The organism is Streptomyces ossamyceticus, assembly GCF_001418475.1.
Taxonomy (GTDB): domain Bacteria; phylum Actinomycetota; class Actinomycetes; order Streptomycetales; family Streptomycetaceae; genus Streptomyces; species Streptomyces ossamyceticus.
This window is the reverse complement of sequence record NZ_LIQX01000394.1, coordinates 1-13,731: the sequence shown is the minus strand read 5'-3', so window position 1 is coordinate 13,731 and position 13,731 is coordinate 1. Positions and strand designations below refer to the sequence as shown.

The window sequence follows — 13,731 nt, the reverse complement described above, 5'->3', positions numbered from 1 at the left end:
AACTGCGCGAACAACCCCCACTCACCCGCAGCCGCCCACGCACCCCCCCCGGCACCTACGAACCGCGTACAGGCAACCGCCGATGCCCGTTCGAGATGAACGACTCCACGTACCCCAACGCGTCTCCCTCCGCCCCCAACCGCAGCGCGGGGAACCTCGCGAACAGCGCCGGCAGGGCGATGCGCGCCTCCATCCGCCCCAGCAGAGCGCCCACGCAGAAGTGCACCCCGTGCCCGAACGCGAGGTGCTCCTTGTCGACGCGGGTGACGTCGAAGACACCCGCGTCCTTCCCGTGCCGTTCGGGATCACGTCCGGCGGCGGCGTACGCCGCGAGGATCGCCTCCCCCTTGCCGATCACCACGCCCTCCGGCCCGCCGAACGCGGCGAGGTCCAGGTCCTCCACCGCGTACCGCAGCGGCAGGCTCGCCACCGGCGCCTCGTACCGCAGGGTCTCCTCCACCACGTCGTCCCAGGTCGCCCGGCCCTCACGGACATGCGCGAGCTGCTCGGGGTGGGTGAGCAGGGAGTGCACGGCCTGGTCGAGGAGGTTCACCGTGGTCTCGTGGCCGGCGCTGATCATCAGCACCAGGGTGTCCAGCAGTTCCTGCTCGCTCAGCCGCGCGTCGTCCTCGTCGCGGGCCGCGATCAGCCCGGTGGTCAGGTCGTCGCCGGGCGTGGCCCGCTTCGCGGCGACGAGTTCACCGAGGACGCCGTAGAGCCGCTCGTAGGCCGCCGTCATCTCACCGGGGTCGGCGGACGTGTCGAAGAGACGGTCCACCAACTCCCGCAGTTCCGGGGCCCGTTCCTCGGGCAGCCCGAACAGCTCGCTGATCACCCGGATCGGCAGGGGGTAGCAGAACTCCTCCCGCAGGTCGACGCTTCCGCCGCCGCGCAGGCCGTCCTCGACGTGGTCGAGCAGTTCCTCGGTGATCTTCTCGATGCGGGGCCGCATCGCGGCCGTCCGGCGCGCGGTGAACGCCTTGGCGACCAGGGTCCGCAGCCGTTTGTGGTCGCCGCCGTACGCCGTGAACATGTTCTGCACGGCGACCCAGGTGAACAGCGGCCACTCCGGGGTGATCTCACCGGCCGCGAACCGCGGCCAGTGGCGCCGCGCGTCCTTCGACACACGGGGATCGGTGAGCAGCCGCTTGAGCAGCTCGGGGCTGCTGACCGCCCACGCCTCGACGGCGGGCGGCCCCGGGAGCACCACACGGGTCGCCGGGCCGTGCGCGCGGATCCGGTCGGCCTCGCCGTGGATGTCACTGCCGGACGCGTCAATCACTAACGGGCTGGGGTTGCCCATCGGGCCCTCCTGCGGTCGGGAACACGGCCACGGCGCACCGTGGAAACCCGGTCACGCTACGGCTCCGCGGTGTCGCTGGGCGAGTTCACCGGCGACGCGCTGCGTACACGGGCAACTTCCCTGCGCGTTCCCGCAAGTCGGGTGCGGGAGGGGCTCCTAGGATCGGGCCCACCCCCCCTTGAAGAGCCGGTGAGTGCCATGACTGTCAGCCGGGCCCCGCGCTGGATGTGCTCGTACAGCCCCGAGGTGCGTACGGTGCCCGCCGGGCGCTGGTGGAACGCGGTCCGGGTGCCGGTCGCCCTCGGCGTACCGGCGCTGACGGCTCTCGGGGACGCCACGGGAGCCGTCATCGAGGACGGCTTCGGCGGGATCATGTACTGGCTGGTGACGCCCGGTGACGGGGCCGACTGGCGGATGGCGGGCGTCCAGGTCCTCGGAGCCGGCTGCCATGTGGCGGTACCGCCCCTGCGCCGCACCTCGGGCCCCGGCCTCTACTGGCGGGTGCCGCTCTCCCACGACCACTACTGGACCGACACGGCCCGTCTGGGCGCGGCCCTGACCTCGGCAGCGCAGTTCCCCGCGCCCCTCTAGGGGGCGCGGGGTCGTCGTACCGCGGGTGTCACGCCTCGGCGGGCTGCTCCTGCTGGTGCAGCTTCGCGGTCCGGTCGCGGGCGCGGTCCTTGCGGGTGCGCCGGGGTTCCTGGTCCGGCAGCCACCCGAAGGCGAGCGTGCTGCCGACGGCGCCCATCAGCAGGCCCACGACGAACCCGCCGATGTTGGACGTGAGCCAGGTGCCCAGGGAGAGCAGGATCCCGAGGATGGAGTAGAACAGGCGCTGGGACGGGTTGAAAACGATCAGCAGCCCGCACACGATCATCAGCGAGGGCAGCAGATAACCCGCCAGGCCCTGCATTCCGAGCTTCAGGACGATGGGGAGCGGTGCCTTCATGGTCACCAGGATCTCCGCGCCGCCCAGGAACAGCAGCAGCCCGCCCGCGAAGGGCCGGCGTCCTCTCCACTCCCGGAATCCGCTCACTTCGGGCAGCCCTCGCTCTGGAATCGCATGTGCAGGTCGGGCAGCTTGAAGACGGCCGCGGTGGCGGCGTAGTTGTGCTGGTACAGGTCGGTGATGGTGACCGAGTCGGCCTGCTGGCCGTAGACACCGGGAGGACCCTGCTGTCCGACCTTGTCGAACGTGCTGGAGTCACGGCCGATCTCGATGTTGTTGAACGAGGCGTCGCCGCTGATGTCGTCGGAGTCGATCGCCAGGTTCTTCACGCTCACCGGCGTGGATTTGTTGCCCGCGGTGAGGACGAGCTGGATGCCGCCGAGGTCGACGCTCTGGCAGAGGTTGGTCAGCTTGCCGTTCTTGACGACCGAGGTCACGACGAGCACCTGGCCGCCGGTGTCACCCTCGTTGGGGCTGTTCTCGATCATGTGGTCCAGCGCGCCGAACTGGGCGAAGCCCTCACCTTCGAGCTTGTCGGCGGTGACGACGAACGGCATACCGGAGATGGCGAACTGGACACCCAGGGCGCCCTGCGCGGTGAGGATCATCAGACCGGCGGCGACCGCTGTGGCCGGCACCGCCATCACGGCGGCACGCTTGAGGCGGACCCGCCCGTGTCTGCCGGATGTCTCGGAACCCTCGGGTCTTTCGTTGGTGGACGCCGTGGCGTCCGAGGACGAGGCCATGTGTGCTCCCTGGACCTTTAAGTCATTGCAGATGGGGCTTCGACGGCACGTTGTCCTGGCGCGGACAGCGGTTGCGGCGCACTCCTGAGCACACCTCCCGAGGGTGCAAGGGCTTACTTGCTACGCCGCAGTAGCCAATCCGGAAGTTACCGGTGGTTACATTCAAGGGTCAAGGTGCTTGTGGCAAAAGGATGTTGGTTGTGCCGCCCCTGTGAAAGGTGAACATCTCTCACCTTTGGTTTTGTCCTTCCCCGATCTTCCGCACCGCATGTCGGGCGGCGTTTTCCTGCACCCAACTTCCTTGCGATGCCTTGACGTTGACTCTCCCTCAGGTTTACAACTCTCCCGGGTTTCCCCCAACGGATCCGTGGCGCCGGATCCGACGCGCAGCGCCCGTCACCGTCCCGAGCCCCCGTCACCGACGGGGTGCGGGTGACATGGAAAGCGCTGCGCGGCCCGACGCGGTACCACCCCTCGCCGGTGCCGGGCACGGTCGCCTTCCCCTCCACTGGGCCGTGCCCGGATCCCGGACCTGTCGCTGTCGATCCGTCACGTACGGAGAAGGCGTGTCACGGATCGGCAGCGACCGAACGGCGTCGAGCGGCATCGCCGCGTTCCCCCGCGCGAACGGTGTCCACCCGCGCGCACTCACCCGCAGTTCTCATCCTCCTGAGAAGAGGCACTCCCCATGCGTACGCGATCCCTCCTTGCCCTCGTCGGAACCACCGCCGCCCTGATGGTGTCCGCCGTCAGCCCCGCCTCCGCCGCCGACACCGTGCTGACCACCGGCGGGGTCGCCGGTGACGCGGTCGCGGTCGGCGACGTCCTCAACGCCACCCTCGCCTCCGGCACGGCCGCCACGTTCCGCTCCAGCGCCACCGGCACGAGCGGCATCTCCTGCGCCGAGTCGGCCTTCAACGCCACCGTCACCGACAACCCGGCGGCGCCCGGCGCGGCCACCGAGTCCGTCACCGCGCACACCTTCGGCAGCTGCACCAGCAACGTCTTCGGTGTGACCGGCGTCAACAGCATCACGGTCAACAACCTGCCCTACACGACGACCGTGACCTCGGACGGTGTCGTCACCGTCAGCCCGCAGGCCGGCTCGGTCATCCAGACCACCGTCGTCCTGCGCACCCTGCTGGGCACCATCAACTGCGTGTACCAGGCGCCCAGCATCAACGGCACGTCCAGCAACGCCGACAACAGCATCAACTTCACCGCCCAGCCGTTCGCCCGGGTCTCCGGCTCGTCGCTGTGCTTCAGCACCGGCTACTTCACCGCGAAGTACTCGCCCGTCACCGACGGCAGCCAGGGCGGCTCCACGGTCTTCGTCAACTGACGCCGACCCGCACACACCCACCGGGTCCGGCCGGTCACCCGAGGGCTCACTGATCCGGCCGGACCCTTGAGTACGCACTGATCCGGCCGACCGGCCGAGTACTCACCGGCCGACACGGCCACCGTCAGCGGCGCCTGCGTCCGCGGAGGAAGAGGGCGGCGCCCGCGGCGAGCACCATCGCCGCGGCGCCCCCCGCCACCAGCGGAACGGAGGTGCCGCTGTCGTCGGTCGTGGAGGCCACGGGGCTGCCGGGCACCTCCGCCCCGCCGTCGGACGCGGCCTCCCCGGACGCCGAGGACGGCTCGCGGGAGGGGGTGGGCGTCGGCGTGGGAGTGGGCTTCCCGGCCTTCGGCTTCCTGCTCGGCACGGACTCCCCGGCGGCGTCCGGCGTCCGCTCCGCCCGCTGCCCGCCGGCGTCCGGCTCGGCCTTCGCGGCCGCCGGGAACACCACGTCCGAGCACGAGTAGTACGTGTCCACCGTGCTCGTGTTCTGCCAGATCGTGTACAGCACATGGTGGCCGGAGCGGTCGGCCGGCAGCTTCGCCGAGAAGCGGTACGAGCCGTCCCGCAGGGGCGGGTCGGTGACCGAGGCGAACGGCCGCTCGGGCAGATCGGACCAGTTGAGCGGCTTCTTCGGGTCGTATCCCGGCTTCGTCAGGAACAGCTTGAACGTCCCGGTGTGCGGGATCGTCGACCGGTACGTCAGATTCAGCGTGCCGCCGGGGGCGAGCCGCGTCGAGGGCCAGTCGGCACGGGCCAGGTCGAGCCCCCGGTAGGCCGCGAGCCCGCCGCTGCACAGCTTCCCGTCGGGGACGACCTGCCGGTCACGGCCGTTCACCCCGGCGATCCGCAGGTTGTCCCACGCGGTGAAGGGCGCCCCGTTCGCGGCGACCGCCGCCCGGCAAGCCGCCGAGTCCGCCCGGTCGCCGCCCACGGGCGAGCACGCCGACACCCGGCTCACCGGATCGGTCGGCGCGCCGTGCGCGGACGCGGGGGTGACGGCCGCCGCCGTCACGAGCAGGGGTGCCGCCACGAGCAGGGCGGCGGTGCGGTGGGCGGACAAGCGGTACATCCGGTACGTCCGATCCATGGGGTTCGGGGGTGGGTGGTCCACCGAGTCGTACGGGACCCGGGGAGACCGCGTTCAACGGAACCCGGCCCGGCCGGGGCGACCCGCGTTCAACGGAGGCCCACCCTGTTCGACCGGTCGGATCCAGCCATCCGCAGGGATCCCGAAATCGCCTCGGCAAACCCGGCGAAGCGGCATATCCGCCCCGACTGCCCTACGGGATAGGGGAGTTCCTCAGGGGGGTCGAGGGTTTTCCCCGTATCCCCATGACCAGCGCTTTGCCTACTGTGCTGCCACAGCTGAACCACAGGTAACCCCTGGTGAACAGCTTGCGCCTGGCCGGCCTCTGCGCCACACCCCCTTTCTGGACCCCCCCGCCGCTTCGACGACGAAGCGACTCACTGCCGCTCCTCCCCTGACATGAGCAGGCCACGAAAGGCGAAGCCCTTGCGTACCTCCACCCCACGCACCACCGGACGGAAGCTCATATCCGTCGTCGCGGTCTCCGTCGCCCTGGTGGCCGGCATGACCACCTCGGTCGCCGTCGCCCAGGCCCCCTCCGCCAAGGCCGACGCCGCCCCGGCCGTCGCCGGAGCCACCGAGGCCGCCCCCGGCACCGTCGCCGAGCGCCTGATCGTCGGCTACAAGTCCGGTGCGGCCGAGGCCAAGTCGAACAAGGCCGCCTCCGCCGACGCCGAGGCCAAGGGCAAGGAAGCCGGCGAGAACCTCGACTTCCAGCGTCGCCTCGGCACGGGGGCCGCCCTCGTCGACCTGGGCGAGGACCTCACCCGGACGGACGTCGCCGACGTCATCGCCGAGTACCGGTCCGACCCGCAGGTCGCCTATGTCGTCCCCGACCGCCTGAACAAGCCCAAGGCGGACCCGAACGACACCGAGTACAGCAAGCAGTGGGATCTCTTCGAGTCCACCGCCGGCATGCGCGTGCCGGGCGCCTGGGACGTCACCACCGGCACCGGTGTGACCGTCGCCGTCATCGACACCGGCTACGTCGCCCACTCCGACCTGGCCGCGAACATCGTCGGCGGTTACGACTTCATCGCCGACACCGCGGTCTCCGTCGACGGCAACGGCCGCGACAGCAACCCGGCCGACCCGGGCGACTGGTACAACGCCAACGAGTGCGGTTCGGGCATTCCCGCCAGCGACTCCTCCTGGCACGGCACGCACGTCGCGGGCACCATCGCCGCCGCCACCAACAACGGCAAGGGCATCGCCGGTATCGCCCACGGCGCGAAGATCTCCCCGATCCGCGTCCTCGGCAAGTGCGGTGGCTACGACTCGGACATCATCGACGCCATCACCTGGGCCTCCGGCGGCACCGTCTCCGGCGTCCCGGCCAACACCAACGTCGCCAAGGTCATCAACATGAGCCTCGGTGGCGACGGCGCCTGCACCACGGCGACCCAGAGCGCCATCACCGCCGCCGTGAACCGCGGTACGACCGTCGTCGTGGCCGCCGGCAACGAGAACGACAACGTGGCGAACCACTCGCCCGGCAACTGCAACAACGTCATCTCGGTCGCGGCGACCAACCGCTCGGGCGCCAGGGCCTCGTACTCCAACTTCGGCTCCCTCGTGGACATCTCGGCGCCCGGCGGCCAGACCAGCACCGGCACCGCCAACGGCATCCTGTCCACGCTGAACGCGGGCACGAAGACGCCCACCTCGGAGTCGTACGACTACTACCAGGGCACCAGCATGGCCACCCCGCACATCGCGGGCCTCGCCGCCCTGCTGAAGTCGGCGAACTCCTCGCTGACCCCGGCCCAGATCGAGTCCGCGATCAAGGCCAACGCCCGCGCTCTGCCCGGCTCCTGCTCCGGCGGCTGCGGCGCGGGTCTGGCCGACGCGGCCAAGACGGTGCAGGCGGTGTCCGGCGGCTCCGGCGGGGGCTCCACGGGGGGCACCACCTTCACCAACACCACCGCCGTGTCCATCCCGGACAACGGCTCGGCGATCGAGTCCTCGATCTCCGTCACCGGGCGCAGCGGCAACGCGCCCTCCACCCTCCAGGTCGGTGTGGACATCACCCACACCTACCGCGGTGACCTGGTCCTGGACCTGGTGGCCCCGGACGGTTCGACCTACCGTCTGAAGGCCTCCAGCTCCTCGGACTCCGCCGACGACGTGAACACCACCTACACGGTGAACGCGTCCAGCGAGGTCGCCAACGGCACCTGGAAGCTGCGTGTCCAGGACGTGGCGTCCGCGGACACCGGCCGGCTCAACAGCTGGAAGCTGACCTTCTGACGTCAGCCCCACTGACCGCCACCCCCCACTGCCGGCGGCCGACCGATGCGAGCGGGCATCGGTCGGCCGCCGGCCCTTTTCCGGTGTGCCGTCAGCGGGCCGTTAGCGTAGGCGCATGTCGACGAAGAAGACCGAGAAGTCCGAGGGGACCCAGCCCGAGCAGACCGAGGGGGTCCCGTCGCGGAGGCTCGACGGGACCCGGTCGGAGCGAACCGACGGGAACCCGGCACCGGTCGCGGCGGTGTGCCCCGGCTGCGGCGGATCCGGACCGTCGGTGCGCACGGTCGCCGAGACCTGCGCCGACCCGGAGTCCCGGACCGGGGGACTGACGGACCGGCTCGCGCGGTCCCCTGGGGTGCCGTCCCGCTTCGACACCGTCCTGCACTTCATCGAGGGCATGGTCCTCGTCGCCATGGGCTCCTATCTCGCCCGCAGCGGACTCCAGAACGACAAACCCGTGTACACGATCGCCGGTTCCCTGCTCGCGGTGGCGCTGTTCGTCGGCACCCTCGCCGTGGTCCGGGGCGAGCTGCGCGAGCGGAAGGCCGTCATGCGGGGCGAACCCCGCGCCGAACTCCTCTGGCGGCCCGCCCACCACTGCTCCGCCTGCGGCGCCGTGTTCTACCCGGCGGGCACCCCGTGGCAGGGCGCCCTGACCCCCGAGCAGTTCCAGAAGTACGTGTGGACCGAGGCCGGTTACGGCCGGCAACTCGACAAGAAGGTCAAGGACGTCGCCCTGCCGTCCACGGCGCCCACCGGCCACGGAGGGACTCCCGACCGTGCCTGACGCCCCCCTGATCCACGGCACCGACCCGGCCTCCTTCGCGCACGCCGTCCTCGCCGAACGGCACCCCGCCCTCATCCGCAAGGTCCTCGACGCCACCCCCTACGGCCCCGAGCAGCGCCACACCCTCGCGACACTGCTGCACGACGCGACCGACGGCGTCCTCGCACCCCCGCACGAGGACCCCTGGTGGGACACCTGGGACGTACGCCGCCACGCCGACCGGTCCTGGTTCGACCTGCCGTTCCTCGTCGCCGAGAGCTGCTTCTACCGCCGGCTCCTGCACGCCGTCGGCTTCTTCGGCCCCGGCCCCTGGCAGGGCGTCGACCCCTTCCGCCCCTTCAAGCTCGCCGAACTCGACACCCCCGAGGCGGCGGCCGAACTCACCGCCGCCGACGCCCTCGCCGAACGGTCCCCGCACGAGCGGCTGACGGCCCTGCTGCACGGCTCGCTCTGGGGCAACCGGGCCGACCTCGGCTTCCGCATCCAGACCGCCGAGTCCGCGGCGGACTCCCGGCTGCTCGCGGACGACAGCGAGGAACTGCTGTCCCTGCTGTCCGGCGGCGGAGCGCTCTGCCTGGTCGCCGACAACGCGGGCCGCGAACTGATCCCCGACCTCCTCCTCGTCGACGACCTCCTCACCCGGGGCCGCGTCGAGCGCGCCGTGCTGCATCTGAAGCCGTACCCGTACTTCGTCTCGGACGCCACCACCGCCGACGCCCTCGACGCCGTACGCCACCTCGTCGCCGCGAAGAACGCCGCCGGGCGACGGCTGTGGTCCGCCCTCGCCGACGGCCGTCTCGAGCTGCGCGCCCACCCCTTCTCCTGCGCCCCGCTGCCGTACGCGGACATGCCGGACGACCTGCGCGAGGAGTTCGCCTCCGCCGACCTCACCCTCTTCAAGGGCGACCTCAACTACCGGCGCCTGGTGGGCGACCGGCTCTGGCCGCCGACCACGTCCTTCGCCTCCGTCACCGCGTACTTCCCCGGTCCGGTGGCCGCCCTGCGCACCCTCAAGTCCGATGTGATCGTGGGCCTGGACGCCGCCACCGAGGCCGCGTTGGTGGCCGCGGAGGGGCAGCGGTGGCGCACCGGCGGAGCCCACGCGGTGATCCAGGTGAACGCCGGTACGAGCTGAGAAGTCCGGGCGCCCGCGACGAAAGCGCCCGGATTCACGCGATGGTGTGATCATGTTCCGCCGCCCGGATGCCGGTCGGGGACCACGGGTAGGGCCCGGCCATGACGCAGCCGTTCCACCTCCCGCACTTCTATCTGCCGTACCCCGCGCGGCTGAACCCCCACCTCGACGAGGCCCGTGCCCACACCAGCGCGTGGGCGCGGGAGATGGGCATGCTGGAGGGCTCCGGCGTCTGGCAACAGGCGGACCTCGACGCGCACGACTACGGGTTGCTGTGCGCGTACACCCATCCCGACTGCGACGGCCCGGCACTCTCGCTCATCACCGACTGGTACGTGTGGGTGTTCTTCTTCGACGACCACTTCCTGGAACTGTTCAAGCGCTCCCAGGACCGGCCCGGCGGCAAGGCCCACCTCGACCGGCTCCCGCTGTTCATGCCGCTGGACCTGGCCACCCCCGTCCCCGAGCCGCGGAACCCGGTGGAGGCCGGGCTCGCCGACCTCTGGGCGCGCACGGTCCCGGCGATGTCGATGGACTGGCGGCGCCGCTTCGCCGTGGCGACCGAGCATCTGCTCAACGAGTCGCTGTGGGAGCTGTCCAACATCAACGAGGGGCGGATCGCCAACCCCGTCGAGTACATCGAGATGCGCCGGAAGGTCGGCGGCGCCCCCTGGTCCGCCGGTCTCGTCGAGTACGCGACCGCGGAGGTGCCCGCCGCGGTCGCCGGGTCGAGGCCCCTGCGGGTCCTGATGGAGACGTTCTCGGACGCCGTCCACCTGCGCAACGACCTGTTCTCCTACCAGCGGGAGGTCGAGGACGAGGGGGAGAACAGCAACGGCGTGCTCGTCCTGGAGACGTTCTTCGGCTGCGACACGCAACAGGCCGCCGAGACCGTCAACGACATCCTCACCTCACGGCTGCACCAGTTCGAGGACACCGCGCTCACCGAGGTCCCCGCGCTGGCCCTGGAGCAGGGACTCACCCCGCCCGAGATCGCCGCCGTCGCCGCGTACACCAAGGGCCTCCAGGACTGGCAGGCCGGCGGCCACGAGTGGCACATGCGGTCCAGCCGCTACATGAACGACGGGGCGAGCTCCTCGCGCGGCCCGCTCGACCTCGGCGGCGCGCTCCTCTCCGGCCCGGCCCTGGTCACCGGGGCGGGGTTCGGCACGTCCGCCGCCGACGTGGGGGCGCTGTTCGCCTCCGCCGCCGCCGAACGGCTGCGCACCCGCGCGCACCTGCCGTACCAGAAGGTCGGACCGTCCCTGATCCCCGACTTCCACATGCCCTTCCAGGTGGAGCTGTGCCCGCACCTGGACGCCGCCCGCCCCCGCCTCGCTGCCTGGTCGCACGCGATGGGCATCCTCGGCGAGGGCGTCTGGGACGAGGAGCGGCTCGCCGCCGCCGACCTGCCGCTGTGCGCGGCCGGCCTCGACCCGGACGCCACCGCCGAGGAACTGGACCTCAGCTCGCAGTGGCTGGCCTGGGGCACGTACGGCGACGACTACTACCCCCTGGTCTTCGGCCACCGCCGCGACGTGGCCGCCGCGCGCCTCACGACCGCCCGGCTCTCCGACTGCATGCCCGTCGAGGGGGAGGCGGTCCCCGTCCCGGTGAACGGGATGGAACGGGGCCTGATCGACCTGTGGGCGCGGACCACCGCGGAGATGACCCCCGACGAGCGGCGCACCCTGAAGGCGTCCGTCGACAAGATGACCGAGAGCTGGGTGTGGGAGGTGTTCAACCAGCTCCAGAACCGGGTCCCCGACCCGGTCGACTACCTGGAGATGCGCCGCGCCACCTTCGGCTCCGACCTCACCCTGAGCCTGTGCCGGATGGGCCACGGCCCGCAGATCCCGCCCGAGGTCTACGGCAGCGGCCCCGTCCGCTCCCTGGAGAACGCGGCCATCGACTACGCGTGCCTCATCAACGACGTGTTCTCGTACCAGAAGGAGATCGAGTACGAGGGCGAGGTCCACAACGCGATCCTCGTCGTGCAGAACTTCTTCGGCTGCGACTACCCGACCGCGCTCGGCGTGGTCCACGACCTGATGACCCAGCGCATGCGGCAGTTCGAGCATGTCGTCGCCCATGAACTCCCCGTCGTCTACGACGACTTCGAGCTGTCGCGGGAGGCGTGCGACATCATGGACGGCTATGTGGACGACCTGCGGAACTGGCTCGCCGGCATCCTGAACTGGCACCGGCAGGTCGACCGCTACAACCCCGCCTTCCTGGCCCGCCGCGCCCACGGCTTCGTCCCCGGCCGGGCGCCGGCCCTGCCGTTCGCCCCGGCCCGGGTCGGCTGACGCCCCGCACGGCTCACACCGGCAGCTGTGCCGCCCGGGTCGCGTGGTCCACCGCGGCCCGGGCCAGCCCGCGCACGAACGGGTGCGGGCGGCTGCCGTCGCCGGAGAGTTCGGGCTGGAAGAGGGTGGCCAGGAAGAAGGGGTGGCCCGGCAGTTCGACGATCCGGACCTGGCCGTCGTCGTCGTGCCCGGAGAAGCGCAGCCCGTGCGCCCGCAGGGTGTCGAGGTGAGCGGAGGGGCCGTACCGGCAGGAGTACCGCTCGACGGTCCGCTCGGCGCCCAGCACGGACTGCGCGAGCGAACCGGGCTCGACGCGCACGGCTGCCTCATGGCCGGCCAGGGAGCAGGCGAGCGGCTCGATCAGGAAGTCCTCGGCGTCCGGGTCGTTCTCGGCGTGCGCGACCCCGGTGAGCCCGCACACCGTGCGCGCGTACTCCAGCAGCGCGTGCTGGAAGCCGCCACAGGTGCCGAGGAACGGGATGCCCTCCTCACGGGCCGTGCGGATCGCGGACAGCACCCCGGCCTCGTTGCGGTAGGGACTGCCCGGCACCACCCACACCGCGTCGAAGCCGCGCACGGCCGCCGGGTCCGCGGCGGCGTCCTCGGAGTGGATCCAGTAGGCGTCGACGACGAGCCGGTCCCGTTCCGCGAGGGAGTCGAGGAACCGCGGGATCCGGATGTGCGACACCACGTCGGGGGAGCGGTCGCCGACCAGGGCGAGTCGGGCGGAACGGGAAGCGGAGGAGGCGGCCTGCGCCGGGCTGTTCGTCATGTCCGCCATCCTCGGCGCGGGCCCGTGTTCACGTCCAACGATGATTTCCGCACTCCCGATAAGCAACGCTGATGCGGCTTGGGTGCATCTCGGGGGCGTAGCGGGATCATGGCCGCCATGGATCCGCATCTGCTCCGTACCTATGTCACCGTGGCGCGCCTCGCCTCGTTCTCCGAGGCCGCGCGCGAGCTGGGCTACACCCAGTCCGCGGTGTCCCAGCACATCGCCGCGCTGGAACAGGACCTCGGCGCCGCCCTGCTGACCCGGCGTCCGGTCGGGCCCACGGCCGCCGGGGAGCGGCTCCTCGAACACGCCGGGCCCCTGCTGCTGCGGCTGGACGCGGCCCGCGCCGACGTGGTCCGGATGGCGTCCGCGCCGGAGCACGGGCTGACCCTCGCCGTGACCCCGACCGCCCTCGGCCCCCGGACCGTCGCCGCGCTGCCCGCCGCCGGCGTGACCCTGCGGGCCCTCGCCCGCGCCGACATCCCGGCGGCGGTCGCCACCGGCGCCGCCGACCTCGGCCTGGTCGACGGGCTCGCCGCGCCCAGCGACCCGCTGGGGCTGCCCGACGTCGCGCCGCTCACCACGTGCGGCATCGCCGAGGAACCCGTCTGCGTCCTCCTCCCGGCCGCCCACCCCCTCGCCCGGCGCCCCGGACTGCGCCTCGCCGACCTCGTCGACGCCCGCTGGCTGGACGCGCCCGGCGCGGGCCTGCCCCTGGACCGCCTCCACACCGCGGGGGGCGCGGGAGGCGTCCGCACCGCCCTGCGCTACGAGGGCACCGACCTGCGGACGCTCGCGACCCTCGCCGCCGCCGGGCACGGCCTGACGGTCCTGCCCCGCAGCTTCACGACCGACGTACCGGGAGCGGTCGCCGTCCCGCTGGTCGCGCCCCGCCTGGTGCACCGCACGGAACTGATCCACGGCGGAGCCCTGCGAGGCCCGGCAGCGGCCCTGGCCCGCGAACTGACGGACCAGCACCGGGAGTGAGGGCCAGGCGCACGGGCGGAGCGAGGCATGATCCGCCGACGGCGGGGACGGCGGGGAC

The 13,731-nt window shown here is 71.8% G+C and carries 12 protein-coding genes; 7 read left to right on the top strand and 5 right to left on the bottom strand.

Features of this window, described 5'->3' with window-relative positions:
• Window positions 1–55: 55 nt before the first annotated feature.
• A complete protein-coding gene (locus AOK15_RS26940; RefSeq protein WP_055520950.1) occupies window positions 56–1,303 on the bottom strand; it encodes a cytochrome P450 family protein in 1,248 nt (415 codons plus the stop codon).
• A 198-nt stretch (window positions 1,304–1,501) separates the two neighbouring features.
• Between AOK15_RS26940 and AOK15_RS26935 the strand changes: the two genes are divergently transcribed.
• Window positions 1,502–1,894 (top strand): hypothetical protein, encoded by a 393-nt coding sequence (locus tag AOK15_RS26935; RefSeq protein WP_055520949.1) that lies wholly within the window; start codon window positions 1,502–1,504, stop codon window positions 1,892–1,894.
• A gap of 28 nt (window positions 1,895–1,922) precedes the next feature.
• On the opposite strand, the gene AOK15_RS26930 is transcribed toward AOK15_RS26935, so the two are convergent.
• Window positions 1,923–2,339 carry a DUF6114 domain-containing protein gene (locus AOK15_RS26930; RefSeq protein ID WP_185093514.1) on the bottom strand — a complete coding sequence of 139 codons (417 nt, stop codon included), beginning with the start codon at window positions 2,337–2,339 and terminating at the stop codon, window positions 1,923–1,925.
• Window positions 2,336–2,998 (bottom strand): DUF6230 family protein, encoded by a 663-nt coding sequence (locus AOK15_RS26925; RefSeq protein WP_055520948.1) that lies wholly within the window; start codon window positions 2,996–2,998, stop codon window positions 2,336–2,338. Before AOK15_RS26925 ends, AOK15_RS26930 begins: the two co-directional genes overlap by 4 nt.
• A gap of 688 nt (window positions 2,999–3,686) precedes the next feature.
• Between AOK15_RS26925 and AOK15_RS26920 the strand changes: the two genes are divergently transcribed.
• On the top strand, window positions 3,687–4,340 hold the full coding sequence (locus AOK15_RS26920; RefSeq protein WP_055520947.1) for a hypothetical protein: 654 nt from the start codon (window positions 3,687–3,689) through the stop codon (window positions 4,338–4,340).
• A 124-nt stretch (window positions 4,341–4,464) separates the two neighbouring features.
• On the opposite strand, the gene AOK15_RS26915 is transcribed toward AOK15_RS26920, so the two are convergent.
• Window positions 4,465–5,430 (bottom strand): lytic polysaccharide monooxygenase auxiliary activity family 9 protein, encoded by a 966-nt coding sequence (locus tag AOK15_RS26915; protein ID WP_055520946.1) that lies wholly within the window; start codon window positions 5,428–5,430, stop codon window positions 4,465–4,467.
• Between the two features lie 426 nt (window positions 5,431–5,856).
• On the opposite strand from AOK15_RS26915, the gene AOK15_RS26910 reads away from it, so the two are divergent.
• From AOK15_RS26910 to cyc2, 4 genes are all read left to right on the top strand, one after another.
• Window positions 5,857–7,680, top strand: a complete 1,824-nt coding sequence (locus AOK15_RS26910) for a S8 family peptidase (protein WP_055520945.1) — start codon at window positions 5,857–5,859, stop codon at window positions 7,678–7,680.
• A gap of 115 nt (window positions 7,681–7,795) precedes the next feature.
• On the top strand, window positions 7,796–8,467 hold the full coding sequence (locus tag AOK15_RS26905; RefSeq protein ID WP_240508609.1) for a hypothetical protein: 672 nt from the start codon (window positions 7,796–7,798) through the stop codon (window positions 8,465–8,467).
• A complete protein-coding gene (locus AOK15_RS26900; RefSeq protein ID WP_055520944.1) occupies window positions 8,460–9,602 on the top strand; it encodes a damage-control phosphatase ARMT1 family protein in 1,143 nt (380 codons plus the stop codon). The genes AOK15_RS26905 and AOK15_RS26900 overlap by 8 nt, the downstream gene beginning before the upstream one ends.
• A 101-nt stretch (window positions 9,603–9,703) precedes the next feature.
• On the top strand, window positions 9,704–11,911 hold the full coding sequence (cyc2, locus tag AOK15_RS26895; protein WP_055520943.1) for a germacradienol/geosmin synthase Cyc2: 2,208 nt from the start codon (window positions 9,704–9,706) through the stop codon (window positions 11,909–11,911).
• Between the two features lie 13 nt (window positions 11,912–11,924).
• Here cyc2 and AOK15_RS26890 read toward each other — a convergent pair whose 3' ends face one another.
• Window positions 11,925–12,683 carry a CTP synthase C-terminal region-related (seleno)protein gene (locus AOK15_RS26890; RefSeq protein ID WP_055520942.1) on the bottom strand — a complete coding sequence of 253 codons (759 nt, stop codon included), beginning with the start codon at window positions 12,681–12,683 and terminating at the stop codon, window positions 11,925–11,927.
• Window positions 12,684–12,800: 117 nt separating this feature from the next.
• Between AOK15_RS26890 and AOK15_RS26885 the strand changes: the two genes are divergently transcribed.
• Entirely contained in the window at window positions 12,801–13,673 is an 873-nt protein-coding gene (locus AOK15_RS26885; RefSeq protein WP_055520951.1) for a LysR family transcriptional regulator, read from the top strand.
• The last annotated feature ends 58 nt before the right edge of the window (window positions 13,674–13,731 follow it).